This window comes from Micromonospora sp. WMMD730, assembly GCF_049178955.1.
Lineage (GTDB): Bacteria > Actinomycetota > Actinomycetes > Mycobacteriales > Micromonosporaceae > Micromonospora > Micromonospora wenchangensis.
This window is the reverse complement of the sequence record NZ_JBMHML010000002.1, coordinates 5,629,648-5,654,886: the sequence shown is the minus strand read 5'-3', so window position 1 is coordinate 5,654,886 and position 25,239 is coordinate 5,629,648. Positions and strand designations below refer to the sequence as shown.

The window sequence follows — 25,239 nt, the reverse complement described above, 5'->3', positions numbered from 1 at the left end:
TGTCAGTGGCCGGTCGGGTGTCAGCGGCCCAGGTCGGCGAGGATGCGCTGGGCGGCGTTGTGGCCGGCCGCGCCGATCACGCTGCCTGCCGGATGGCAGCCGGCGCTGCCCGCGTACACCCCGTCGATGCCGGTGGCGTACGGCATCCGGTCGGTGAACGAAACGGTGTTGTCGACGTGGTGGATGTGCCCGCCGGTGATGCCGAAGTGCGCCTCGATGCCGGGCGGGGGCAGCGGCACCGCGTCGGCGATCAGGTCACCGGTGCCCGGGGCGTACCGTTCGCAGATCTCCACCAGCCGGGTGACGTAGCCGGGCAACGCGGTGTCCCAGTCGGTGCCGGCCAGCGTGTAGGGCACCGACTGGACGAACAGCGCCGACGAGTGGTGCCCGGCCGGGTCGGACAGCGACGGGTCGACGGTGGTGTGCAGGTACCACTCGATGGTCGGCTCGTCGGGCAGCCGCCCGGCCTGCACGTCGGCCCACATCGCCCGCAGCGCCGCCATCGGCGACTCGCCGCCCGCCCCGACCAGCGACGCCGACCCGGGGAGCAGGTGGATGGTGGACCCGAACGGGCTGGGCGCGTCGGCCGGCAGGCAGGAGAACCGGGGCAGCCCGGTCAGCGCCAGGTTGAGCTTCAGGGTGGTGCCGGGCCGGCGGACCGCCGCCATCCGCGCGCCCAGCTCCGCCGGCAGCGCGCCGTCGGGCACCAGCTCCATCAGCCGGTACGGGTCACACGCGCCGAGCACCACCTCGGCGGCGACCTCCCGCCCGTCGGCGAGCCGCACGCCGGACGCCGCGCCCCCGGACAGGGTGACGGCGTCGACCCGGGCACCGGTCAGGATGGTCGCCCCGGCGGCGCGGGCGGCCTCGGCGAAGGTGCGGGAGACGGTGCCCATCCCGCCCTGGGCGATCATCCAGGTGCCGTCCGCGCCGGGCAGCCGGCACATGTTGTGCACGAGGAAGTTGTGGCCGGTGCCGGGGTCGTCCGGGCCGGCGTTGAGGCCGGACAGCCCGTCGGTGACCGCGTACATGCTGACCAGCAGCTCGGAGCGGAAGTCGAAGCGGGCCAGATAGTCGGCGACGGAACCACGGACCAGGTCGACGAAGACCTGCCGCAGCTCGGGGCGGACGTAGCGCTCGGCGGTCTGCTCCACCGGCAGCGGCTCGGCCAGCCAGGCCGGGGCCAGGTCGGCGCGCAACTGCGCCAGTTCGGCCTGGAGCGCGTCGTCGGCGGCCACGTCGGCGGGGGAGAAGAACTCGGTGAGCTGCCGCCGGGTCGCCGCGGTGTCGCTGCCGAACAGCAGGTACGGCGCACCGGGCCCGCCCGGGGTGGGCAGGAAGTAGTGCGGGTCGCGGCGCAGCACCGGGATGCGGACGTCGAGGGTGGCGAGCAGCTCCGGCGGCATCAGCCCCAGCAGGTACGACCCGGTGGAGTGGCGCAGCGCGGGCACCTTCGGGAACGGGTTCTCGGTGCGGGTGGCCCCGCCGATCACCTCCGCCGCCTCCAGCACCAGCACGTCCAGCCCGGCGCGGGCCAGCAGGACGGCGGAGACCAGCCCGTTGTGCCCCGATCCGACGATCACGACGTCGGCGCGGGACGGCAGCTCACTCGCATCGCTCATGCCTGCGCAGCCTAGTGCGGTACGTGGCGTCCGTGTGCCGGCTCGACCGGCGGGTGCCCCGCCCGCTCCGGCAACCGGGAGAGGCCGGTCCCGGCCCGTCGAACGTGAACGGTTGTTGCGATAGTGGACGTCGATCGCTGTGGGGCGGTCCCGGTGGACGGCCCGGGTGCGGGCGGCGGTGGTTGGACGGGCCGGCGGGTCGACGAGGGGAGAGGCCGATGTTCGCCTGGTGGGGGCAGGTGGTGGTGCGCGCCCGGTGGGCGGTGCTGGCCGTCGCCGGGGTGCTGATCGCCGTCGGGGCGACCTGGGGCACCGGCGTCTTCGGCGAGCTGAGCGGAGGCGGCTTCGACGACCCGTCGAGCGAGTCCAGCCGGACCGTGCAGCGGGTGACCGCCGAACTCGGCAGGCAGGGTGCCGACGTGATCGTCCTGTGGTCCAGCGACACCGTCACCGTCGAGGACCCGCAGTTCCGCGACCCGGTCACCTTCACGGTGGCCGGGCTGCGTCAGCGCGCCGAGGTGGCCGAGGTGACCACCTGGTACGACGCGCTCGCGCCCGCGCTGGTCGCCACCGACCACCGGGCCACCTACGCGCTGGTCAAGCTCACCGGCGGCGACGAGGACGCCCGCTCGGCGCAGTTCGCGGCGCTGCGCCCCGCGCTGGACGCGCCCGGCCTGCGGACCGACGTCGGCGGGCTGGTGGCGTTCCAGGAGGCGGCCACCACCCAGAGCACCGAGGACGTGACCCGGGCCGAGCTGCTGTCCATGCCGGTGCTGCTGGTGCTGCTCGTGTTGATCTTCGGTGGGCTGGTCGCCGCCGGCACCCCGCTGCTCGTCGGCGGGCTGGCCATCCTCGGCGCGTTCGTGGCGGTGCGCCTGGTCAACCTGGTCACCGACGTGTCGATCTTCGCGATCAACGTGATCACCCTGATCGGCCTCGGGATGGCGGTCGACTACGCGCTGTTCATCGTCAGCCGGTTCCGGGAGGAGCTGGCCGCCGGCCGGTCCGTCGCCGAGGCGATCCGCCGCACCATGCTCACCGCCGGCCGGACCGTCTTCGTCTCCGGGCTGACCGTCGCGCTCGCCATGGCCAGCCTGCTGATCTTCCCGCAGCCGTTCCTGCGGTCGATGGGCTTCGGCGGGATGGCCGCCGTGCTGATCGCGATGCTGGCCGCGCTCACCGTGCTGCCGGCCCTACTGGTGGTGCTCGGCCGCCGGGTGGACGCGGTGCGCGTACCGCTGCCGTGGCGGCGGGGGACGCGGGGTGGGCGGCCGGCGGCGGGTGCGTCCGGCGGCGCCTGGGCCCGGATCGCGCGCAGCGTGATGCGCCGGCCGGCGCTGTACCTGGTGGGGGTCGCGCTGCTGCTCGGCGTGCTGGCCACCCCGTTCGCGCGGATCACCTTCGGCGGGGTCGACGAGCGGGTGCTGCCGGCGGACGCCGCACCCCGGGTGGTCTCCGAGCGGATCGCCGCCGAGTTCCCCGGCGGCACGATCGCCCCGGTCGAGGTGCTGGTCTCCGGCGCGCCCGCCGACACGGTACGCCCGTTCGCCGACCGGATCGCGGCGCTGCCCGGGGTGACCGGGGTGCAGGTGACGGCGGCGAAGGGGGAGTCCACCCTGCTGTCGGTGAGCTACCCCGGGGAGCCGACCGGCGACGCCGCCCGGGACCTGGTGCGGACGCTGCGCGACCTGCCCGGCCCGGCCGGGGCGCAGGTGCTGGTCGGTGGGCGGCCCGCCGCCGACGTCGACCTGCTGGACAGCCTCGGCGACCGGCTGCCGTGGATGGCGCTGCTGATGGCCGGCGCGACCCTGCTGCTGCTCTTCCTCGCCTTCGGCTCGGTGGTGCTGCCGGTCAAGGCGGTGCTGATGAACCTGCTGTCGATCGGCGCGTCGTTCGGCGTGGTGGTCTGGATCTTCCAGGACGGGCACCTGTCCGGCCTGCTCGGCTTCACCTCCACCGGGTTCATCGAGCCGAGCAACCTCATCCTCATGCTCGCGGTGCTGTTCGGGCTGGCCACCGACTACGAGGTGTTCCTGCTCAGCCGGGTCCGCGAGGAGTGGGACCGCACCGGCGACAACACCGCCTCGGTCGCCACCGGCCTGCAACGCACCGGCCGGATCATCACCGCCGCCGCGCTGCTGCTGATCATCGTGGTGGCCGGCTTCACCACCGGCGGGATGGCCTACATCAAGCTGATCGGCGTCGGCATGATCGTGGCGATCGTGGTGGACGCGACGCTGGTCCGGGCGCTGCTCGTGCCGGCCACCATGCGGCTGCTGGGGCGGTGGAACTGGTGGGCCCCGGCGCCCCTGGCCCGGTTCTGGGCCCGCTACGGCCTGCGCGAGACCGACGACCCGGCGGAACCGCCGACGACCCCGGACACGTCGGCGTCGGCGTCGCCCGTCCCGTCGCCGGCGCCCGTCCCGGTGGTGTCGCCCGTCCCGGCGGCGGGGACCCCGGGCGGGTCGGCGGATGCCTCGGGCTGGTTCGCCGTGGCCGACGCGGCATCGACGCCTGCGGACGCGCTCCCGGGGCCCGACGTCGACGCCGAGCCGACGGTCGGCCCCGAGCCGGACGTCGACCCGGAGGCGGCGGCGCGGCGGGCCCGCCAGCGGGACAACGCGAGGGTGGCCGAGTAGCCGGCCAGCACGATCACGTGGAACAGGTAGAGCCAGAGCAGCACCGCGACGCCGGCCCCGACCGGGTCGAAGCCGCCGAACGGCACCCCGAGATCCAGCGGGAGCGAGCAGAACAGCACGAAGCCGTGCAGGAAGCCGGAGAGGTTGGCGGCGGTGAACGAGCCGACCGCCAACGTCGACAGCCAGTCCGGTGAGGCCGGCCCGACCACCCGGAACACCCACATCAGCACCGGGGTGAGCACCAGCCACACCGCCAGGAACGACAGCACGATGCCCAGGGCGGCGACCCAGCCGCCCTGCCGGATCAGCCGGGTGGTGGTGGGCAGCGCGATGAGGATCGACAGCAGCAGGGCGGGGGCGGGGGCGAGCAGCGGCAGCAACAGCAACCGGCCCCGCCAGCCGACCAGCGACTCGTCCGGATTGGGGGCGACGGCCACCGAGACGAACGCCCGGCGCAGCCCCTCGCCGTAGAGCGAGGCGGGCAGCAGGGAGGCCAGCGCCAGTAGCGGGGTCAACTGCACCCCGGCGTTGACCAGCGCGTCCACCGCCTCGGGCGCACCGATCGCGTCCGGCAGCGTCTCCACGGCGTACGCGGTGAGCCGGCGTACCCGGTCCGCGCCGGCCAGCAGCGAGGTCAGCCAGATCGCCAGCAGGGCCACCGGCACCACGGCGATCGCCCCGTAGAAGGTGATCGCGGCGGCGTGCAGGGAGAGGTCCCGCCCGCGTACCGGTCGGAACGCGGCGCTGGTGATCCGCTTCGTACGCTGCCATGCGTCGCCCATCGCGATGTTCTTCCCCCTGTCGCCCGCCGCCACGCATCACGATCCCGCGTCATGCCCGTGTGCCAGCCATGATCGGCTCAACTCGGCCGATGTTGCGGTGTCGGGACGCCGTGATGGCGCAACATCAGCCCCGGCGAGTGGATCAATAGCGGGCTGGCCGGCAGGTAGGCGGTCATTAGCCGCAATCCGGACGACGTCTTGCGGTGTCCATAGACGTCGCCCTATCCTCGCTTGTGGAAAGCGCTTTCCAGATGCTCAGTGCGGGTGCCCCGGCGAGTTCCACCACCGCCGCAGGCGCCAGTTCGCCGTGCGCGGCAGCACGGCGAGCGGGTCGACCCGACCACCGGCGCAGACACCCCTGGCCGGCCGGCGACTCCGCCTGACGGCCGCGAAGGCCCGGCCCGTCCCCGGCGCGCAGAGGTCCACCAGGACCACCGTCATCACCGCCGCCCGACCGGGCACCACACCACCCGGCAGCGGCACCACCACCAGGTAATGAGAAAGGTGACGCGAGGATGAGACGACCAGTCGCACGACGAGTCCAGGCGGGGCTGGCCACGGCCGCCGTCGGTGCCGCGATCTGCGTGGCCCTGCCGGTGCACCAGGCGTCGGCGGCGGCCGGCAGCGCCAGCGGCTACGCCACCCAGAACGGCGGCACCACCGGCGGCGCGGGCGGGCAGACCGTACGGGCCAGCACCGGCACCGCGATCCACGCGGCGCTGTGCAACCGGGCCAGCAGCAGCACCCCGATCGTGATCGAGGTGCAGGGCACGATCAACCACGGCAACACCACGAAGGTGTCGGGCAACAGCTGCAACACCGCAGCCGACAAGATCGAGCTGAAGGAGATCAGCAACGTCACCATCGTCGGGGTCGGCAGCGGGGCGGTCTTCGACCAGCTCGGCATCCACATCCGCGACTCCCGCAACATCATCATCCAGAACGTGACGGTGCGGAACGTCAAGAAGTCGGGCTCGCCCATCTCCAACGGCGGCGACGCCATCGGCATGGAGAGCAGCGTGCGCAACGTCTGGGTCGACCACACCACGCTGGAGGCGTCGGGCGGCGAGTCGGCGGGCTACGACGGGCTGTTCGACATGAAGGACGACGTCCAGTACGTGACGCTGTCGTACAGCATCCTGCGCAACTCCGGCCGGGGCGGCCTGATCGGCTCCAGCGAGAGCGACCGGGGCAACGGCTTCGTCACCTTCCACCACAACCTCTACCAGAACATCGACTCCCGTACGCCGTTGCTGCGGGGCGGGATCGCGCACATCTACAACAACTCGTACGTGCAGCTCAACGAGTCGGGGATCAACTCCCGGGCCGGTGCGCGGGCCAAGGTGGAGAACAACTACTTCAAGAACTCCCGGGACGTGCTGGGCACCTTCTACACCAGCGAGGCCGGCTACTGGCAGGCCAGCGGCAACATCCTGGACAACGTGACCTGGTCCAGCCCCGGCAGCGAGACCAACCCCGCCGGGCCGGGCATGCCGTCGAACACCAGCGTCAGCATCCCGTACTCCTACCGCCTCGACGGGGCGAGCTGCGTGCCGGACATCGTCCGGCAGACGGCCGGCGCGAACATGGGCCTCAAGGAGTCCAACGGAAGCTGCACGCCGACCACCCCGAACCCGACCACGCCGGGACCGACCACGCCTGCGCCGACCACGCCGGCCCCGACCACCCCGCCGCCCACCAGCGCCCCCGGCGGGACCAACCTCAGCATCGGCGCCGGCTCCGACGGCTCCAGCAAGGCCAGCGGTACGAGCTACGGCGACGTCCGGGACGGCAACCTGGGCACCTACTGGTCGCCCGCCGGGTCGACCGGTGACATCTCGATCAAGTGGGGCTCCGCGACCAGCATCTCCTCGATCAACATCCGGGAGGCGTCGGGCTCGGCCGGCAGCATCACCTCCTGGCAGGTGCTCAACGGTGACACCGGGGCGGTGCTGGCCTCCGGCAGCCGGGCCGGCGTGATCACCTTTGCCCGTACCTCCCTGAAGAAGGTCACCTTCCGGATCAACAGCTCTGCTGCCACCCCGAAGGTCGCCGAGTTCGAGACCTACGCCTGACCGTCGTCCCCGGGCGGTCCCGGGACGGTGATCATCTCAGTGGGGCCGATGTTGGGGTGTCCGATCGGCGTGGACACCCCCACATCGGCCCCGTTGTGCCGATCAACCGGCGGGCGACGACCCGGGCCGTCCGCCCGGACCGCCGCCGACCGCCCCCGCCGTGCCCCGTCCACTGGCGGGGTCATCGCCGACAGGACCGTTCCCGTCGTGCGTCGTCCGGTGGCGGCACGGCCGACGCCGGTCGCCCGCGCCGTGCGCCGCCCGTCGGCAGGGTCACCGGTGGCGGCCGTTCGCCCGACGTGCCTGCCCCCGGGTGACCAGTCCCGCAGCGCCCACCCAGTAGGCGGCGGTGGGGCCGTTCCACAGGTAAGGGCGGGGCACGGGCAGCGTGGGTGGTGGCGGTTCCCGCAGCGGTACGGCGGCGAGCCGGTCCGGGCACGGCCAGCGCAGCCCACAGGTGCAGTGCCGACCCCACCGGGACCAGTCCCGCCGATGCCGTGGCGTCAGCGGTACCGGCCTGTCGCGCTTCCTCATCCGCCGCTCCTCCCGTATGCCTGTTCACACTCTGCTGTGGACGCGACTACTGTCGGAAGGCGGCGCGTGGCCTCAGCGTCGGGTGTGCCGACCGGGGCCGGCCCGGTGGGCGACGTTGGCGGCGGAAGGCATACGTGTGGTGGAGGTGTGATGACCGGTGGACCGATGTCGACCCTGGAATTCCTCGGGGCGGAGCTGCGCCGGGCGCGCAAGGAACGTGGGCTGAGCCAGGAGGACCTGGCCCAACAGATCAGCTACTCGTCGTCGCTGGTGGGCATGGTCGAGATCGGCCACCGTACGCCGTCGCAGGACTTCATCACCCGCGCGGACGCTGTCCTGGCGGCCGGCGGCCTCTTCGAACGGCTGCTAGCCCTGGTCCGCGCCGACTCCGCGCCCCCGTGGTTTCGGGAATGGATCAGCGTGGAGCGGGAGGCGACCCTGATCCGCTGGTTCGAGCCGTCCCTCATCCCGGGTCTGTTGCAGACCGAGGCGTACGCCCGTGCCGTGCTGCACGGTGGCGGAATGCTGCGGGAGGGGGAGACCGAGCAGCGACTCACGGCGCGTCTGGAACGACAGTCCGTGCTGGAACGGGAGCCTCCACCGGAATTCGTGGCCGTGGTTGACGAGGCGGTCCTTCGCCGGGCGGTCGGTGAGCCGGCGGTCATGATCGGGCAGTTCGAGCATCTGCTGCGGCTGACCGAACACTCACACATCAGCGTGCATGTGGTGCCGGCGGATGCCGGTATGCACGCCGGCCTGGCCGGTCCGTTCATCCTGGCCCGCATGCCCGAGGGCGGCGAGGTAGCGCACCTGGACACCCCGCTGCGGGCGCAGGTCACCGACCGTCCGGATGACGTTGATAGCCTTCAACGCAGGTGGGAGAACCTGCGTGGCGAGGCGCTGCCCCGGCGGGCCTCGCGGGAGCTGATACGGGAGTTGGCGAAGTCATGGAGCTGAGCGGCGCGATCTGGCGCAAGTCGACCCGCAGCGACAATGGCGGTGCCACCTGTGTGGAGGTGGCGACGAATCTGCCGCAGGTGGTCGGGGTGCGGGACAGCAAGGACCGTGGTGGCCCGGTGTTGACGTTCACACCCGCCGCCTGGGCCGGCTTCGTCGCCGCGACCCGCTCGGGTGACCTGACCTCGTGGTGATCGACCCAGTTGGGTCGGTGTAGGGGGGCCACGCCGCCCGGACACCCCCATATTGGCCCCATCGTGTTGATCAACGCGGTCGGGGTGGGTGGGCGGGTGCCTGGAGACGCACCAGTGGTGCGACGGCCCGGCGGCGGGGCTGCGGCGATTAGGCTGGGACCAGCAGGATGTTCCGCTGAGGGGGTGAGCCCGGATGGCCCAGGCCGCATTCGCGCCCGAGCCGGCACCGCAGTCGCCCGACCCGACGTCCCCGTCGCCGGGGTCGATCGACCGGCCGACCGGGCCGTCGTTCGACGTGCTGCGCTGGCACGACGAGCCGTGGACCGCCCAGCTCGCCCTCGACCTGTTGCCGGAGACCAACGGTCCCAAGGTTGAAGTCCTGAGCGGAAGCGTGATCGTGACCCCACATGCCGGATACGACCATCAGAATGCCGAGTTGGATCTGGCCTACCTGCTCAAACAGGCGGCCCGCCGGGAAAAACTGTGGCTGTACGCCGAAGCCAACATCGTTTCTGGTGCCGACCTCTTCATTCCGGACATCGTGATCCTCGACGTTCCCGGTGGCGGGCGGACGACGATGGACATCGGCCACGCCGTGCTGCTCGGTGAGGTCGTCTCGCCGGGCAACAGGCGTAAGGACGTGATCGACCGGCCCCGTGAGTACGCCGCCGCCGGTGTCCCGTTCTTCCTCCGCGTCGACCTGCGTAACCGGGTGCCCACCATCGCGCTCTTCGAGTTGACCGACGGGGAGTACCGGCCGGTCTCGGCGGCTGCCGCCGGGACGACGTTCGTCATGCGGCAGCCCTTCGCGTTCAGTATCGATCCGGCCGACCTACTGGGCGAGGAGGCACCGGTCGAGGAGGCGGAACCGCTGGGGCAGGGGGCAGACGCGGAGGGTGACGTCGAGCGGTGAGGCTCCCAGCCGGCGCACAGCGTGTACGGGGCAGAATGACCGGGTGACAACTCCCCGGGACCTCGTTCTGCTCGGCTCCACAGGTTCGATCGGCACCCAGGCGATCGACATCGTCAGGCGTAACCCCGACCGGTTCCGGGTGGTGGCGCTCGGTGCCGGCGGCGGCAACGTCGAACTGCTCGCCACCCAGGCGCTCGAACTGGGCGTGGACGCGGTCGGGGTGGCGAAGGCGTCCGCCGCGCAGGATCTGCAACTCGCCTTCTACGCCGAGGCGAGCCGGCGCGGCTGGGCCACCGGCGACTTCAGGCTGCCGAAGATCATCGCCGGCCCGGACGCCATGACCGAGCTGGCGCAGTGGCCCTGCGACGTGGTCCTCAACGGGGTGGTCGGGTCGCTCGGGCTCGCGCCGACGCTGGCCGCGCTGCGCTGTGGTCGTACCCTCGCGTTGGCCAACAAGGAGTCGCTGGTGGCCGGCGGCCCGCTGGTGAAGGCCGCGGTGACGCGGCCGGGGCAGATCGTGCCCGTCGACTCGGAGCATTCGGCGCTGGCCCAGTGCCTGCGCGGCGGCACCCGGGGCGAGGTGCGGCGGCTGGTCGTCACGGCCAGCGGCGGACCGTTCCGGGGGCGGCGACGCGACGAGCTGACCGCTGTCACCCCGGAGCAGGCGCTCGCCCACCCGACGTGGAACATGGGACCGGTCGTCACGATCAACTCGGCCACCATGGTCAACAAGGCGCTGGAGGTGATCGAGGCGCACGAGTTGTTCGACGTGCCCTACGCCGACATCACCGTGATGGTGCACCCGCAGTCGGTGATCCACTCGATGGTCGAGTTCGTCGACGGCTCCACCCTGGCCCAGGCGAGCCCACCGGACATGCGGCTGCCCATCGCGCTCGGCCTCGGCTGGCCCGACCGGGTGCCCGACGCCGCCACCGCCGTCGACTGGACCACCGCCCACACCTGGGAGTTCGCCCCGCTCGACGACGAGGCGTTCCCGGCGGTGGCGCTGGCCAAGGCGGCCGGCGTGGCGGGCCACTGCCGCCCGGCGGTCTACAACGCGGCCAACGAGGAGTGTGTTGCGGCGTTCGTCGCCGGACGGCTGCCGTTCCTCGGCATCGTCGACACCCTCGGGCGGGTCTTGGAGGACGCCCCCGATTTCGGTGAACCAGGTACCGTCGAGGACGTGCTCGCCGCCGAATCGTGGGCGCGCGCGCACGCGCAGGAGATCATCTCGGGGTCGGGGAAGGAAGCCTGATGCTCTATCTGCTCGGGGTGGTGGTGATCGCCCTGGCGATCCTCATCTCGGTGAGCCTGCACGAGGCCGGTCACATGTTGACCGCCAAGGCGTTCGGCATGAAGGTCACCCGTTACTTCGTCGGCTTCGGGCCGACCATCTGGTCGTTCCGCCGGGGTGAGACGGAGTACGGCCTCAAGGCGATCCCGCTCGGCGGATTCTGCAAGATCGTCGGCATGACGCCGCAGGACGACGACGTCGAACCGGGCGACGAGAAGCGGGCGATGTGGCGTTACCCGGTCTGGAAGCGGACGATCGTGATGTCCGCCGGCTCGGTCACCCACTTCGCGCTGGCCGTCATCGCGATCTGGCTGGCCGCCATGTTCATGGGCCTGCCCAACAAGGACCTGCCCAACCCGCTGCCGGCGCACGTCAAGGTCGTCGAGTGCGTCGTCCCCACCGACGCGGTCCGCGAGTGCGCCCCCGGAGACCCGGTCAGCCCCGCCAAGCAGGCCGGGCTGCGTGACGACGACAAGATCGTCGCGATCAACGGCGTCGCCGTCCCCGACTACGCCGCGCTGGTCAAGACCGTCCGTGACCTGCCGCCGGGCCAGCCGGCGACGATCAGCTACGAGCGCGACGGGGTCGCCGGCCAGGTCCGGGCCGACCTCGCCGCCGTGCAGCGCAAGCCGCTGGACGACCCGAACGGCGCCCCGATCACCGTCTCCGCCCTCGGCGTCGCCGGCCCGATGCTCCCGCCCGGTGTCCCGGCGAACGTCACCTACGGCCCGGTCGAGGCCATCCCGGCCACCGCCGGCTACACCAAGGACCTGGCCGTCGGCACCTACGAGGCACTCAAGCGCATCCCCGACAAGGTGCCCGCGCTGTGGACCGCCGTCACCGGCGGCGAGCGGGACAAGGACACCCCGATCAGCGTCGTCGGCGCGAGCCGGCTCGGCGGCGAAGCCCTGGAGAACGGCGTCTGGCAGCTGCTGGTCCTGCTGTTCATCTCGCTGAACTTCTTCGTCGGCGTGTTCAACCTGCTGCCGCTGCTGCCCCTGGACGGCGGCCACATCGCCATCGCCTGGTTCGAACGGGCCCGCTCCTGGCTCTACGCCCGGATCGGCCGGCGCGACCCCGGCCGGGTCGACTACCTCAAGCTGATGCCCATCACGTACGCGGTGATCCTCATCGGTGGCGCGTTCACCCTGCTCACCGCCACCGCGGACATCGTCAACCCCATCACCCTCTTCACAAGGTGAGTGCCTGAAGTGACCGCTGTCAGTCTCGGTATGCCCGCCGTACCTCCCCCGCCGCTCGCCCCGCGCCGGGCCAGCCGCCAGATCATGGTCGGTTCGGTGCCCGTCGGTGGCGGTGCCCCCGTCTCGGTGCAGTCGATGACCACCACCCTCACCTCCGACGTCAACGCCACCCTCCAGCAGATCGCCGAGCTGACCGCGTCCGGCTGCCAGATCGTCCGGGTCGCCGTGCCCAGCCAGGACGACGTGGAGGCGCTGCCGGCGATCGCCAGGAAGTCGCAGATCCCGGTGATCGCCGACATCCACTTCCAGCCGAAGTACGTCTTCGCCGCGATCGACGCCGGCTGCGCGGCCGTCCGGGTCAACCCCGGCAACATCCGCCAGTTCGACGACAAGGTCAGGGAGATCGCGGCAGCGGCCTCCGCCGCCGGTACGCCGATCCGCATCGGCGTCAACGCCGGCTCGCTCGACAAGCGGCTGCTCGCCAAGTACGGCAAGGCCACCGCCGAGGCGCTCGTCGAGTCGGCGCTCTGGGAGTGCTCGCTGTTCGAGGAGCACGGCTTCCGGGACATCAAGATCTCGGTCAAGCACAACGACCCGGTGGTGATGATCCGGGCGTACCGGCAGCTCGCCGAGCAGTGCGACTACCCGCTGCACCTGGGGGTGACCGAGGCCGGGCCTGCCTTCCAGGGCACCATCAAGTCAGCGGTCGCTTTCGGGGCGTTGCTGGCCGAGGGGATCGGCGACACCATCCGGGTGTCGCTGTCGGCCCCGCCGGTCGAGGAGATCAAGGTCGGCAACCAGATCCTGGAGTCGCTGGGGCTGCGCGAGCGCGGCCTGGAGATCGTCTCCTGCCCGTCCTGCGGGCGGGCCCAGGTGGACGTCTACAAGCTCGCCGAGGAGGTCACCGCCGGCCTGGAGGGGCTGCCCGTCCCGCTGCGGGTCGCCGTGATGGGCTGCGTGGTGAACGGGCCGGGCGAGGCCCGCGAGGCCGACCTCGGGGTGGCCTCCGGCAACGGCAAGGGGCAGATCTTCGTCAAGGGGCAGGTCGTCAAGACCGTCCCCGAGGGGCAGATCGTCGAGACGCTGATCGAGGAGGCGCTGCGGATCGCCGACGAGATGGGCGCGGAGATCCCCGAGGAGCTGCGCGACCTGATCCCCGGCCCCACCGTCACCGTGCACTGATCCACCGTCGACGAAGGCGGCCCTCCCACCGGGAGGGCCGCCTTCGTCGGTACCGGGTGATCGTCGCCGGAGTCGTCCCGGTCCGGGCCGGTCGGCAGGTCGCCGGGGCGTACCCCGGGGGTCACTCGGATTCGGCGAGGATCGCGTACAGCTTGCGGCGGGTCTCGTCGAGCACCTGGGCGGCGCGTTCCCGCTGGTCGTCGGTGCCGGTCATCATCACCTGGCGCAGCGCGTGCATGGCCTGCGCGCCCGCGTCGCGGATGTCGTGCCAGCTGTTGACGGTGTCCTCGGCGAACTCGGCCCAGGGCGGGGTCTGCGCGGCCGTGGTGGCCTCCTCCCGGCCGGCCTCGGTCAGGTCGAACCGCTTGCGCCCGCCGCCGGTCGGATCGGTGCTGGCGGCGATGACGCCCTCGTCCTCCAGCAGTTGCAGCGTCGGGTAGATCGACCCCGGGCTGGGCCGCCAGGCCCCGCCGGTGCGGGAGTCGATCTCCTGGATCATCTCGTAGCCGTGCATCGGCCGCTCGGTGAGCAGGGCCAGCACGGCGGCCCGGACGTTGGGGCGGCGTGCCCGACCCCGCCCGCGCCCGCCCCGGCCACCGCCCCAGCCTCCGTGCCCGTGCGGGCCGGGGGGCATGGGCGGGAAGCCGAAGCCGCGCTGCCGGGCCTCCTGCAGTGCGTGGATCCGACGGTGGAATCCCATCATGTCGTCCTCTCGTTGTGCTGTCGCTGATGCATCAACGATATATCGGCAATGTGTTGGCGACAAGTCCCTTGACGGCTGTGCCGGTCGCCCGGCGAACCACCGCCCGGATCTGGCAGGCTGGTAAGCGTGCTGACGGTGCCGGTACGCCAACTGGGAGAGTCGGAGCGGCGCGCCGTCGAGCGGCTGCTCGACCTCGACCCGTACGCGGGCGCGCAGGTCGCCGAGCGGGTCTCCGCACGCGGCCTCGCCTGGTGGCGGGCCGAGGGCCGGATCCTCGGCTACGGCACCCGCCGCAACCTGGAGTCGATCTGCTGGCTCGGCGGCAACCTCACCCCGATCCTCGCCACCGACTCCGCCGTCGCCGCCTTCGCCGAGCAGCTCTCCGGCGAGGAGCGGCTCTGCTCCTCCATCGTCGGACGGGCCGACGCGGTGCTCGGCCTCTGGGACCGGCTCGCCGACCACTGGGGGCCGGCCCGCGACGTCCGCCCCAACCAGCCGCTGCTGGCCACCGATGCCCTGCCCGCCATCCCGGTCGACCCCGAGGTGCGCCGGGTCCGCCCCGACGAGGTGCACCTGCTCTTCCCCGCCGCGGTCGCCATGTACGCCGAGGAGGTCGGCGTCTCACCGCTGGCCGAGGACGGCGGCCGGGCCTATCGCCGACGGGTCGAGGACCTGGTCCGCGCCGGCCGGGCGTACGCCCGCATGGTCGACGGCGAGGTCGTGTTCAAGGCCGAACTGGCGGTGGTGACCCGCCGTACCGCCCAGGTCCAGGGCGTCTGGGTGGCCCCCGCGTGGCGCGGACGCGGGATCGCGAGCGCCGCGATGGCCGCCGTCGTCCACGACGCGCTGCTCCGGGTAGCCCCCACGGTCAGCCTCTACGTCAACGACTTCAACCGCCCCGCCCGCCGGGTCTACGAACGCTGCGGCTTCCACCGCGTGGGCACCCTCGCCACCATCCTCTTCTGACGATCCCGCCCCTCGCGCCTCCCCGCGCGCCCCGCCTCCCCGGGCACCCCCGCTCGCCACGAGCCCCCGCCTTCCGGGCTCCTGCCTCCCCTGGCTCCTGCCTCCTCTGGGTACCCCGCCCGTCATCCGTCTCGCCCCGGTCGCTCCGTCTCGCCCCGTCGGTCGCCACCTCGCCCCGTCGGTCGCCACCTCGCCCCGTCGGTCGCCACCTCGCCTCGGTCGTCACCTCCCCCCGTTTGGTCGCCGGCTCGTCTCGGTGATCAAGAGGTTTGAGTCAGTTGATCAAGAGGTTTGAGGCAATCTGAAGATCAATCTTGACGCAAATCTCTTGATCACCGGGGCGGGGCAGGGGCAGGGCAGGGGCGGGCGGGGCAGGGGGAGGTGGGGCGGGGGAGGGTGGTGGGGGGGGCGGTAAATGCGTTGAGGGGAGGGGGGCGGGGGGTCAGGCTGGGGGGTACCGCCACCCCGAGTCCCGGAGGGAGTCTCCATGCGCCTGCTCCGTGATCTCTGGGCGTCCGCGCCACGCCGCGTGACGGTCGTGATCGTTCTTGTCGTCCTCGGTGCCGCCGGTCAGGCCGCCGCCTCGGCGGTCGCCGGCACGGTGCTGGTACACCGCTCGGCCGGATGGTTCGCCGCGCTGGTCGTCGCGCTGGTCGTCGCGGTCTTCGGCGAGTTGGTGATCGCGCTGCTGATGGCGGGCATCACCGCCGACTGGTCCGCCGATGTGCGCCGCCGGCTCTGCCGGGTCGCCCTCGGGCAGGATCTGCCCACCCTGGAGGGCACCCCGGTCGGTGAACTGCTCGACCGGATCGACAACGACGTCTACCAGGTCGCCTCCGAGCTGCGAAACACCGGCGTACGGCTGGTCCAGGGGTTGGTGCTCTGCCTGCTCGCCACGGTCAGCGCGCTGTTCGTCTGGTGGCCGGCCGGGGTGGCGATGTTGCTGCTCACCGCGCTGCTCGTCGTGGTGCTGCGGCGTCCCACCGCCGCCATCGCCCCGGCCCGGATGTCCGAGGAGGAAGCCTGGTCGGACCTGGCCGCCGTGATGGAGGAGGCGGTGCACGGCCAGGACGACGTCCGCACCAGCCTCGCCCAGCCGTACGTGCTGCGGTTGTACGCCCGGCGGGCCGCCGAGGTGCTGGCCCGCTGCCGCCGGGTCTTCCTGATGTCGGCGCGGGTCACCGCCTTCGCCGCCGGCACCATCCGGGTCGGGATCGCCGCGGTGGTGCTCGCCGGGGCTTGGGCGTTGACCACCGGCCGGATCGACGGTGCCCGGCTGACCGCGATCTGGCTGCTCGCGTTGAGCTTCGGCGCGACCGTCGAACACCTCGCCCGCTGGGTGCCGCACCTGCAGTACGCGCTCGGCGCCTGGGCCCGGGTGCTGCTGCTCTCCGACTCCCGGCAGGAACCCTCAGGCGGTCTCACCCCCACCGACGGCGACCTGACCCTGCGCGGGCTCACCTTCCGCTACCCGGTCACCGGCGAGGACGAGCGGGAACCCGCGCTGCGCGACGTCCGGCTCAGCTTCGTCCGGGGCCGGTCGTACGCGCTGGTGGGGCGGACCGGTTCGGGCAAGTCGACGCTGGCCAAGGTGCTCACCCGGGCGGTCGAGGTGCCGCGTGGGACGGTGCTGCTCGGCGACACCGACCTGTGCGACCTGGACGTCGAGGAGTTGCGGCGCTGGATCGCGGTGGTGCCGCAGCGTACCGAGATCCTTGCCGGCACCCTCGCCGAGAACGTCGCCCTGTTCGACCCGGACCTGCTCGACGACGCGCCCCGCGCGCTGGCCGAGCTGGGGCTCACCGGGTGGGTCGCGGAGCTGCCCGACGGCATCCGGACCCGGCTGGGCGAGGGCGGCCACGTGCTCTCCGCCGGCCAGGAACAGCTGGTGGCCTTCGCCCGCATCCTGGTGCGCGACCCGCACGTGGTGATCCTCGACGAGGCCACCGCACGGCTGGACCCGGTCACCGAGACCCGGGTACGCGAGGCGACGGAACGTCTGCTCACCGACCGGATCGGCATCATCATCGCGCACCGGCTGTCGTCGGTGCGGCGCTGCGACGAGGTGGTGGTGATGGCCGACGGGGCGGTCCTGGAGGCCGGCCCGCTGCGCTCCTCGGCCCGTTTCGCCGAGCTGCTCGCCACCAGCCACGCCGCCGCGTACACCCCGGTCGGTGCGGGCCGGTCCGGCAGCCGGGGCGGACTGGACCTGCTCGACGGCCCGGCCACCGCCTGGCCGGAGGCCGGCACCAGGGGCACCGCCTGGCCGGACGCCGACGCGCCGGTCACCGCCTGGCCGGAGGCCGACGCGCCGGTCACCGGCTGGCCGGACGCCGACGCGGCGGTCACCGCCTGGCCGGACGCCGACGCGACGTCCCCGGCCGGGCCGCCCGGTACCGGGTCGGGCATCGACAAGCCGGGCGGTGACGGGCCGGGTCGGGCCGGCGCCGTGCGGGGGACCGGGACGGCCGGACGGACGGCGGTGGCCGTACCGAAGGGGGACCCGCCGCCGCTGCCACCGCTACCGCCCGCGCGGACCATGCGGGAGATCCTGCGGCTGGGCCTGAACGACCCGCGCCTCGGCCTGCTGTCGGTCGGGCTGTTCATGGTGATCACCGTGCTCGGCCTCGACGGCGCGGTGCTGCCCTGGCTGTGGGCGGACGTCGTCGACGGCGGTGACCCGTGGCTGCCGGCGCTCGGTATCGCCGCCGCGCTGGTGGTGGTGCTGCCGCTGCCCTTCCTGACGAACCTGCGGTTCCCCCAGTGGTGGGTACGGCAGATGCTGCGGATGAGCCTGCGGCTGGTGCACGGCCAGACCGGCCCGCGCCGTACCAGCCGGCACACCCCGGCCGAGGTGGTGGCGCAGAGCGGGGACACCGAACGGGTCGTGCAGCTCGCCGACAACCTGATGGACCAGTTCATCGCCCTGGTGACGATGGTGACCATGACGCTGATCACGGGCAGTCTCGTGCCGGCGCTGTTCTTCGTGGGCACGATGGCCGTGTCCGGGCTCGCCGCGACCCTGTTCGGCCCCCGGTTGGAGCGTTCCGCGCGGGACACGGTGGCCGCCCGGGCCGCCTTCGCCACCGCGCTGGTCTCGTCGCTGTCGGCGGCCCGGACGGTCAAGCTCGCCGGGGCGACCCGGCCGGTGCTCGACCACCTCTCCGCGCTGGACCTGGTGCGCAGCGACCGGCAGCGGCGGGAGATCGCCGCGCAGGTGTGGGCCCGCTCCACCCCCTCGGTGGCCAGCGGGCTGCTGCCGATCGCCGCGTGGGCGCTCTACCTCGGCGGGGGGCTCTCCGCCGGTGCCACCCTGGTCGCCGTCTCCACCCTCGGGGCGGCCCGCTGGTTCGCCTGGACCACCGCGTCCCTGGTCTCGCAGTACCCGTCGGCGCGGGTGTGGACCCGGCGGACGGTGGCGATGACCGGGATCGGGGCGTACTCGGCGGAGGTGCCGGGGGTGGACATCGCCGCCGGCACCGCCCCCGCACCGCAGCCGCCGCCGCGCCGGCCGCTGCGCCGCCTGGAACTGGTCGGCTTCGGGGCGCGGCACTCCGACGGCACCCTCGCCGTGCGGGACGTCGACCTGACCGTCGACCGGGGCCACCTGGTCCTGGTGGTCGGGCCGGTCGGGTCCGGCAAGTCGTCGCTGCTGCGGGCGCTGGCCGGGATCGTGCACCACGTCGGCGAGCTGCGGTGGAACGGCGAGCCGGTGACCGAGCCGGAGCTGTTCCTACGCCCCCAGCAGGTCGGCTACGTCGGTCAGCTGCCCCGGGTGCTCTCCGGCACGGTCGCCGACAACATCGCCCTCGGCCACGACGTGGACGCCGCCGGGGCGGTCACCACCGCCCAACTGGAGCACGACCTGGCGGGCGGCGGCGGGCTGGGGCTGCTCATCGGGCACAAGGGCACCCGGTTGTCCGGTGGGCAGTTGCAGCGGCTGGCGCTGGCCCGGGCACTCGCCCCGCGTACCGAACTGCTGGTCGCCGACGACGTGTCCTCCGCGCTGGACGTCACCACCGAGCTGGCGCTGTGGGCGGCGTTGCGGGAGCACGGGGTGACCGTGCTCGGCTCCACCTCGAAGCGGGCGGCGCTGGTCCGCGCCGACCACGTGGTGGTGCTGGTCGACGGCACGGTCGCCGCCCAGGGCCCGTGGCGGAACCTGGAGGACGACTGGGGTCACCTGGCCGGCTGACCCCGCCGCCGTCGGGCCGCGGGACCGGGGAGAGTTGTCGTCGCTCCAGCGACGACAACTCTCCCCACAGCGGTCGCCGCAGGCCGGTCGGCAGACGGTCAGAAGGCGCGGGCGTACGGTTCGGGCCAGTCGGGGGTGGCACCGAGCTTCGCGGCGGCCCGGCGCGGCCAGTACGGGTCACGCAGCAGTTCCCGACCGAGCAGCACCAGGTCGGCCTCCCCGGCGGCGACGATCTGCTCGGCCTGCTCCGGCTCGACGATCAGGCCGACCGCACCCGTCGGCACGCCCGCCTCGCGGCGGATCTGCGCGGCCAGCGGCACCTGGTAGCCGGGTCCGACCGGGATGGCCGCCCGGGTCGACGCCCCGCCGGAGGAGGCGTCCACCAGGTCGACGCCGGTCGCGGCCAGCTCGGCGGCGAGGGCGACGCTGTCGTCCACCGTCCAGCCGCCGTCGACCCAGTCGGTGGCGGAGATCCGGGTGAGCACCGGCACCTGCTCGCCGACGGCGGCCCGGACCGCGCGGGCCACCTCCAGGGTGAGCCGCATCCGGGCGGCCCGGTCGCCGCCGTAGCCGTCGGTGCGGTGGTTGGTCAGCGGGGACAGGAACTCGTGCAGCAGGTAGCCGTGTGCGGCGTGGATCTCCACGACGGCGAAGCCGGCGTCGACGGCCCGACCGGCGGCGGTGGCGAACGCGGACACCACCCCGGCGATCCCGGTCTCGTCCAGCGCGGTCGGCTGCCGGTAGTCGGGCAGGAACGGCTCGGCTCCGGGGCCGACCGGCGTCCAGCCGCCCTCGGCGTCCGGCACCCCGCCGCGCTCGGCCGCCCAGGGCCGGTAGGTGCTGGCCTTGAACCCGGCGTGGGCGAGCTGCACGGCGGGCACCGCCCCCTGGGCGGCGACGAACGCGGTGACCGGCCGCCACGCGTCGACGTGCGCGTCGGACCAGATGCCCGTGTCCTGGGGGCTGATCCGCCCCTCGGGAACGACCGCGGTGGCCTCGGTGAGGATCAGGCCGGCTCCGCCGACGGCCCGGGACCCGAGGTGCACCCGGTGCCAGTCCGTGGGCAGCCCGTCCGGGCCGGCGCTGTACTGGCACATCGGCGCGAGGGCGATCCGGTTGGGCAGGGTGACGCCGCGCAGGGCGAGTGGGGTGAACAGGGCACTCATGCGGGTGATCCTCCGGTACGGGCGGGTGGCGGTGCGGGGCGGGGCGCGGTGTCCAAAGGAGGGCCCGGCCGGTGCGCTCAGGCGGGTGCCGGCGCGAGGTCGTCGCGGCGGGCCGGCCGGTCGGCGGCCTCGTCGGCGTCGGTCTCGTCGGCGTCGGTCAGGTCGCGCCGTCCGGCGTTGGCGTAGGCGTCGCGGTCCAGGATGCCCTCGCGGGCGGCCACGATGGTCGGCACGACGGCCTGCCCGGCCACGTTGGTGGCGGTGCGGATCATGTCGAGGATCGGGTCGATCGCCAGCAGCAGGCCGGCCCCGGCCAGCGGCAGGCCCAGCGTGCTCAGGGTCAGGGTCAGCATGACGATGGCACCGGTCAGGCCGGCGGTGGCGGCCGAGCCGACCACCGAGACGAAGGCGATCAGCAGGTAGTCGCCGATGCCGAGGTCCACCCCGAAGACCTGCGCCACGAAGATCGCGGCGAGCGCCGGGTAGATGGCGGCGCAGCCGTCCATCTTGGTGGTCGCGCCGAACGGCACCGCGAAGGAGGCGTACTCACGGGGGACGCCGAGCCGCTCGACGGAACGCTGGGTCACCGGCATGGTGCCCACCGAGGACCGGGACACGAAGGCCAGCTCGATCGCCGGCCAGGCCCCGGCGAAGAAGCGCAGCGGGTTGAGCCGGCCGGCCGTCACCAGCAGCAGCGGGTAGACCACGAACAGGACGATCGCGCAGCCGACGTAGACGGCGGTGGTGAACTTCGCCAGCGGGGCCAGCAGGTCCCAGCCGTACGCGGCGACGGCGTGGCCGATCAGCCCGAGGGTGCCGATCGGGGCGAGCCGGATCACCCACCACAGCGCCTTCTGCACGATGGCCAGCACCGCGCGGTTGAGCGCGACGAAGGGCTCGGCGGCCGCACCGACCAGCAGCGCGGCGGCACCGACCACCAGGGCGAGGAAGACGATCTGGAGCACGTTGCCCTCGACGAACGCGCCCACCGGGTTGGTCGGCACGATGCCGGTGAGGAAGTCGGTCCACGAGCCGGTGGTCTTCGGGGCGGTCGCGCCGCCGACGTCCAGGCTCACCCCCCGGCCCGGGTCGGTGAGCAGGCCGATGCCGATGCCGAGGCTCACCGCGATCAAGGCGGTGACGCCGAACCAGAGCAGCGTCTTCAGCGCCAGCCGGGCGGCGTTGGCCACCCCGCGCAGGCTGACCACGCTGACCACGATCGCGGTGAAGACCAGCGGCGGGACGGCCAGCTTGAGCAACTGGACGAAGAGCCCGCCGACGGTGTCGAGGGTGCTGGCCAGCCAGCTCAGGTCGCCCTCGCGGGCGAGGAAGCCCAGCGCCGCGCCGAGCACGAGGCCGAGCAGGATCTGGGCGGAGAAGGGGAATTTGCGCAGGGTGGAAGCCATCAGGGCGGGTCCAATGTCGGTAGGGGTCGGTCGCGGGCAGCGTCAGGAGCGTGGCTGCGCCGGACAGACCCCACTGGCCTGGCGTCGGAGGTCGACGTACAGGCGCACGGTGAGGTGCCAGACATTGGTCATCGCCTGTCGACGCTACTCCCGGCCGACCGCGAGCTGGAAGGACCGCTCCGCGTGAGGCTCCTTACACGGAGGTTGTCGACCCGGTGACCCGTTCGTCACGTTCGTCGTGCTCACGGACACGGGGCACGCCGGAGCCGGTCCGCTCGGCCGGTCCGTCAGCGGCCGGCCGGTGCCGGGCCAGCAGCAGAGCGGTGCACAGGCCCCAGCCGGCACAGACCACCAGCAGCACCCGTTCCAGCCCGGCCACCAGATCGCCCCGGCCCACCGTCAGCAGGCCCAGCGCGACCGCCCCGGCCACCGGCAACGCCAGCACCCCGGCGACCCGGGCCACCCGGCGCAGCCCCGGCGTCGCCGGCCGGAGGAACCCGACCACCAGCATGGCGAGCACGGTCACCCCGGCCGCCACGATGCTCGCCCCGGCGTGCACCAGGTCGGCCGGTGTCGCCGCCTCGAACGGCGGCAGCGGGCACCCGGCGCTGCACGTCACCGCGCCCGAGACCACGGTGCCGGCCGCGCCGGCCAGCAGCAGGCCGGCCGCGAGCCGCAACGTCACCGGCAGCGCCGCGGCCAGCGACAGCAGCGCCGCCGCCAGGGCGAACACCCCCATCCGGTACGTCGAGGCGAACGCGCTGTCGCTGACGCCGGCCTCGCTGACGTACCCGCGCCACGGGCCACCCGGGCCGGCTCCGACGGCGACGGTCACCGCGACCGCGCCGAGCAGCACGCAGCCGGCGGCGAGCCGGCCGGCGACGGCGCGGGCGGCCTCAGGCACGGCCGTGCGGGGTGAGCCAGCCGGACGTGTCCGGGCCCGCCGGCACCACCCCGGTGGGATTGATCTCACGGTGGGTGGCGTAGTAGTGCCGCTTGATGTGGTCGAAGTCGACCGTCCCGCCGAAACCCGGGGTCTGGAACAGATCCCGGGCGTACGCCCAGAGCACCGGCATCTCGGTCAGCTTCTGCCGGTTGCACTTGAAGTGCCCGTGGTAGGCCACGTCGAAGCGGACCAGGGTGGTGAACAGCCGCACGTCCGCCTCGGTGATCGCGTCACCCATCAGGTACCGCTGCCCGGCCAACCGCTGTGACAACGCGTCCAGCCGGGCGAACAGCGCCGCGTACGCCTCGTCGTACGCCTGCTGGGAGGTGGCGAAGCCGCACCGGTACACGCCGTTGTTGACGTCGGTGTGGATCTCGGCCATCAGCGCGTCCAGCTCCGGACGCAGCGCGACCGGGTAGAGGTCGGGCGCGTCCGGGGCGTGCAGGCGTCGCCACTCGGTGGAGAAGTCGAGGGTGAGCTGCGGATAGTCGTTGGTGACCACCCGGCCGGTGAGCGTGTCCACCAGCGCGGGCACGGTCACCCGGCCGGTGTAGTCGGGGTCGGTGGCGAGGTACGCCTCGGACAGGAAGCCGATGCCCAGCGCCGGGTCGAAGCCGTCCGGGTCGAGGGTGAACCGCCAGCCGCGTTCGTCGCGGATCGGGTCGACAGTGCCCAGCGAGATCACCCCGTCCAGGCCGAGCAGGCCCCGCACGATCATGGCCCGGTGCGCCCAGGGGCAGGCCCGGCACCAGATCAGCCGGTACCGGCCGGCCGCAAGCGGCCAGCGCCCCTGCTCGTCCGGCCCGCCGCCCTCGGGCGAGGTGGAGTGCGGGGTGACCCGGCCGGTGAACCGGTTGGGCTGGCGGACGAACGCCCCACCGCCGGAGGTCTCTGCGCTGAACTGGGGCCGGGTCATACCGCCAACCTATCCGGCGTCCGCCCGCCCGACCTGGTGCGCGACCCGGCCGGGGCGGCGTCGCGCGCGGGCGTGGATATCCTGACGGCGGGCGTCCCCCGTGACCCGGGTGACGCCGGGACCGCCAGCCCCTTCCCACCCCCGAAGGACGTGCGTCGATGACCGTGGCCTACCTCGTGTCCGGAGTCCGTACCCCGATCGGCCGGTACGCCGGCGCGCTGGCCGGGGTGCGCCCCGACGACCTGGCCGCCCACGTGCTGCGCGAACTGGTCGCCCGGCACCCGGCGGTGGACTGGTCCCGGGTCGACGACGTGGTGCTGGGCTGCGCCAACCAGGCCGGCGAGGACAACCGCAACGTGGCCCGGATGGCGGCGCTGCTGGCCGGCCTGCCGCAGGAGGTGCCGGGCAGCACCGTCAACCGGCTCTGCGGCTCCGGCCTGGACGCGCTGGCCACCGCCGCCCGCGCCGTGGTGGCCGGGGAGGCCGACCTGGTGCTCGCCGGTGGCGTCGAGAGCATGAGCCGGGCCCCGTTCGTCATGCCGAAGGCGACCACGCCGTATTCGCGGGCCGCCGAGGTGTACGACACCACCCTGGGCTGGCGGCTGGTCAACCCGCTGATGGAGGCGGGGTGGGGGATCGACTCGATGCCCGAGACGGCCGAGAACGTGGCCGCCGAGTTCGGCGTCGACCGGCGCGCGCAGGACGAGTTCGCGCTGCGTTCCCAACAGCGGGCCGCCAAGGCGCAGGCCGACGGCCGGTTCGCCGAGGAGATCGTGCCGGTGACCGTGCCGGCCGGTCGGCGGGAGACGAAGCTGGTCGAGGTCGACGAGCATCCCCGGGAGACCTCGCTTGCGAAGCTGGCCGCGCTGCCCACCCCGTTCCGGGCCGGCGGCACCGTCACCGCCGGCAACTCCTCAGGCGTCAACGACGGCGCGGTGGCCCTGCTTGTCGCGTCCGAGGCGGCGGTGGCCCGGTACGGCCTGAGCCCGCTCGCCCGGATCGGCGGCGCGGCGGCGGCCGGCGTACCGCCCCGGATCATGGGGATCGGGCCGGTGCCGGCCACCCGTCGGCTGCTCGACCGGCTCGGCCTCACCCTGGCCGACGTGGACGTGGTCGAGCTGAACGAGGCGTTCGCCGCGCAGGGGATCGCGGTGCTGCGTGAGCTGGGCCTGCCGGAGGACGCCGAGCACGTCAACCCGAACGGCGGCGCGATCGCGCTGGGGCATCCGCTCGGGGCCAGCGGCGCCCGGCTGGCGTTGACCGCAGCCCTGGAACTGCGCCGTCGGGGCGGCCGGCGGGCCCTGGCGACCATGTGCGTCGGGGTGGGTCAGGGCATCGCCCTGGTGCTGGAATCCGTCGGCTGACCCGCCCGGACGCGCCGTGGTGGCCTGTGGTGCGCGGGCGGACGCGTAGCGTGACCACGGTTCAGCCCGGCGGGTCCGACCTGCCGGTCCCGGGCACAGATCGGGGTCGGCTGATCTCCCGTACCTGGGCGGACGGGCCTAGAGTGGTCAGCACCACACGATCCGCGGGTCGGCCGGTGCGGC

At 73.2% G+C, this 25,239-nt stretch carries 19 protein-coding genes and 1 pseudogene; 11 read left to right on the top strand and 9 right to left on the bottom strand.

Annotated elements, in window-relative coordinates:
• Positions 1–20: 20 nt before the first annotated feature.
• Complete coding sequence (locus ACN265_RS23920; RefSeq protein WP_420119553.1) at positions 21–1,622, bottom strand: phytoene desaturase family protein; 1,602 nt, start codon at positions 1,620–1,622, stop codon at positions 21–23.
• Positions 1,623–1,840: 218 nt separating this feature from the next.
• Between ACN265_RS23920 and ACN265_RS23915 the strand changes: the two genes are divergently transcribed.
• Positions 1,841–4,261 (top strand): MMPL family transporter, encoded by a 2,421-nt coding sequence (locus ACN265_RS23915; protein ID WP_421409632.1) that lies wholly within the window; start codon positions 1,841–1,843, stop codon positions 4,259–4,261.
• Here the strand turns inward: ACN265_RS23915 and ACN265_RS23910 are convergent.
• Positions 4,210–5,043 (bottom strand): annotated as a pseudogene (locus tag ACN265_RS23910) (YhjD/YihY/BrkB family envelope integrity protein); the annotation flags it as partial. The gene ACN265_RS23915 and the pseudogene ACN265_RS23910 sit on opposite strands and share 52 nt — an antisense overlap.
• Before the next feature lie 255 nt (positions 5,044–5,298).
• On the bottom strand, positions 5,299–5,532 hold the full coding sequence (locus ACN265_RS23905; protein WP_204923853.1) for a hypothetical protein: 234 nt from the start codon (positions 5,530–5,532) through the stop codon (positions 5,299–5,301).
• Positions 5,533–5,558: 26 nt separating this feature from the next.
• On the opposite strand from ACN265_RS23905, the gene ACN265_RS23900 reads away from it, so the two are divergent.
• Positions 5,559–7,118 (top strand): pectate lyase family protein, encoded by a 1,560-nt coding sequence (locus ACN265_RS23900; protein WP_421409629.1) that lies wholly within the window; start codon positions 5,559–5,561, stop codon positions 7,116–7,118.
• Between the two features lie 273 nt (positions 7,119–7,391).
• Here the strand turns inward: ACN265_RS23900 and ACN265_RS23895 are convergent, their stop codons facing one another.
• Complete coding sequence (locus ACN265_RS23895; RefSeq protein WP_421409627.1) at positions 7,392–7,652, bottom strand: hypothetical protein; 261 nt, start codon at positions 7,650–7,652, stop codon at positions 7,392–7,394.
• A 150-nt stretch (positions 7,653–7,802) separates the two neighbouring features.
• Between ACN265_RS23895 and ACN265_RS23890 the strand changes: the two genes are divergently transcribed.
• From ACN265_RS23890 to ispG, 6 genes are all read left to right on the top strand, one after another.
• Complete coding sequence (locus tag ACN265_RS23890) at positions 7,803–8,609, top strand: helix-turn-helix domain-containing protein (protein ID WP_421409624.1); 807 nt, start codon at positions 7,803–7,805, stop codon at positions 8,607–8,609.
• Positions 8,600–8,803, top strand: a complete 204-nt coding sequence (locus tag ACN265_RS23885; RefSeq protein WP_421409623.1) for a DUF397 domain-containing protein — start codon at positions 8,600–8,602, stop codon at positions 8,801–8,803. Before ACN265_RS23890 ends, ACN265_RS23885 begins: the two co-directional genes overlap by 10 nt.
• A gap of 193 nt (positions 8,804–8,996) precedes the next feature.
• On the top strand, positions 8,997–9,716 hold the full coding sequence (locus ACN265_RS23880) for a Uma2 family endonuclease (protein ID WP_421409621.1): 720 nt from the start codon (positions 8,997–8,999) through the stop codon (positions 9,714–9,716).
• Between the two features lie 43 nt (positions 9,717–9,759).
• Complete coding sequence (gene dxr / locus ACN265_RS23875) at positions 9,760–10,971, top strand: 1-deoxy-D-xylulose-5-phosphate reductoisomerase (RefSeq protein WP_204923858.1); 1,212 nt, start codon at positions 9,760–9,762, stop codon at positions 10,969–10,971.
• A complete protein-coding gene (locus tag ACN265_RS23870; protein ID WP_204923859.1) occupies positions 10,971–12,212 on the top strand; it encodes a M50 family metallopeptidase in 1,242 nt (413 codons plus the stop codon). The genes dxr and ACN265_RS23870 overlap by 1 nt, the downstream gene beginning before the upstream one ends.
• Before the next feature lie 9 nt (positions 12,213–12,221).
• Positions 12,222–13,394 (top strand): flavodoxin-dependent (E)-4-hydroxy-3-methylbut-2-enyl-diphosphate synthase, encoded by a 1,173-nt coding sequence (ispG, locus tag ACN265_RS23865; RefSeq protein WP_328339047.1) that lies wholly within the window; start codon positions 12,222–12,224, stop codon positions 13,392–13,394.
• Between the two features lie 121 nt (positions 13,395–13,515).
• On the opposite strand, the gene ACN265_RS23860 is transcribed toward ispG, so the two are convergent.
• Positions 13,516–14,094 (bottom strand): PadR family transcriptional regulator, encoded by a 579-nt coding sequence (locus ACN265_RS23860; protein ID WP_421409617.1) that lies wholly within the window; start codon positions 14,092–14,094, stop codon positions 13,516–13,518.
• A gap of 129 nt (positions 14,095–14,223) precedes the next feature.
• Between ACN265_RS23860 and ACN265_RS23855 the strand changes: the two genes are divergently transcribed.
• Together ACN265_RS23855 and ACN265_RS23850 are read left to right on the top strand one after the other, a co-directional pair.
• Entirely contained in the window at positions 14,224–15,063 is an 840-nt protein-coding gene (locus tag ACN265_RS23855; protein ID WP_204923862.1) for a DUF4081 domain-containing GNAT family N-acetyltransferase, read from the top strand.
• Positions 15,064–15,550: 487 nt separating this feature from the next.
• Positions 15,551–19,258 (top strand): ATP-binding cassette domain-containing protein, encoded by a 3,708-nt coding sequence (locus tag ACN265_RS23850; protein WP_421409616.1) that lies wholly within the window; start codon positions 15,551–15,553, stop codon positions 19,256–19,258.
• Positions 19,259–19,356: 98 nt separating this feature from the next.
• Here ACN265_RS23850 and ACN265_RS23845 read toward each other — a convergent pair whose 3' ends face one another.
• The 4 genes from ACN265_RS23845 to ACN265_RS23830 form a co-directional block, all read right to left on the bottom strand.
• Entirely contained in the window at positions 19,357–20,424 is a 1,068-nt protein-coding gene (locus ACN265_RS23845; protein ID WP_420118811.1) for an NADH:flavin oxidoreductase/NADH oxidase, read from the bottom strand.
• Positions 20,425–20,501: 77 nt separating this feature from the next.
• Positions 20,502–21,818, bottom strand: coding sequence for a dicarboxylate/amino acid:cation symporter (locus ACN265_RS23840; RefSeq protein ID WP_204924145.1), 1,317 nt, complete (start codon positions 21,816–21,818; stop codon positions 20,502–20,504).
• A 205-nt stretch (positions 21,819–22,023) separates the two neighbouring features.
• Positions 22,024–22,734 (bottom strand): DUF998 domain-containing protein, encoded by a 711-nt coding sequence (locus ACN265_RS23835; RefSeq protein WP_421409613.1) that lies wholly within the window; start codon positions 22,732–22,734, stop codon positions 22,024–22,026.
• Complete coding sequence (locus ACN265_RS23830; RefSeq protein ID WP_421409611.1) at positions 22,727–23,692, bottom strand: glutathione S-transferase family protein; 966 nt, start codon at positions 23,690–23,692, stop codon at positions 22,727–22,729. Before ACN265_RS23830 ends, ACN265_RS23835 begins: the two co-directional genes overlap by 8 nt.
• Before the next feature lie 158 nt (positions 23,693–23,850).
• Here ACN265_RS23830 and pcaF point away from each other — a divergent pair, with 158 nt between their 5' ends.
• Complete coding sequence (gene pcaF / locus ACN265_RS23825) at positions 23,851–25,056, top strand: 3-oxoadipyl-CoA thiolase (RefSeq protein ID WP_421409609.1); 1,206 nt, start codon at positions 23,851–23,853, stop codon at positions 25,054–25,056.
• Positions 25,057–25,239: the final 183 nt, after the last annotated feature.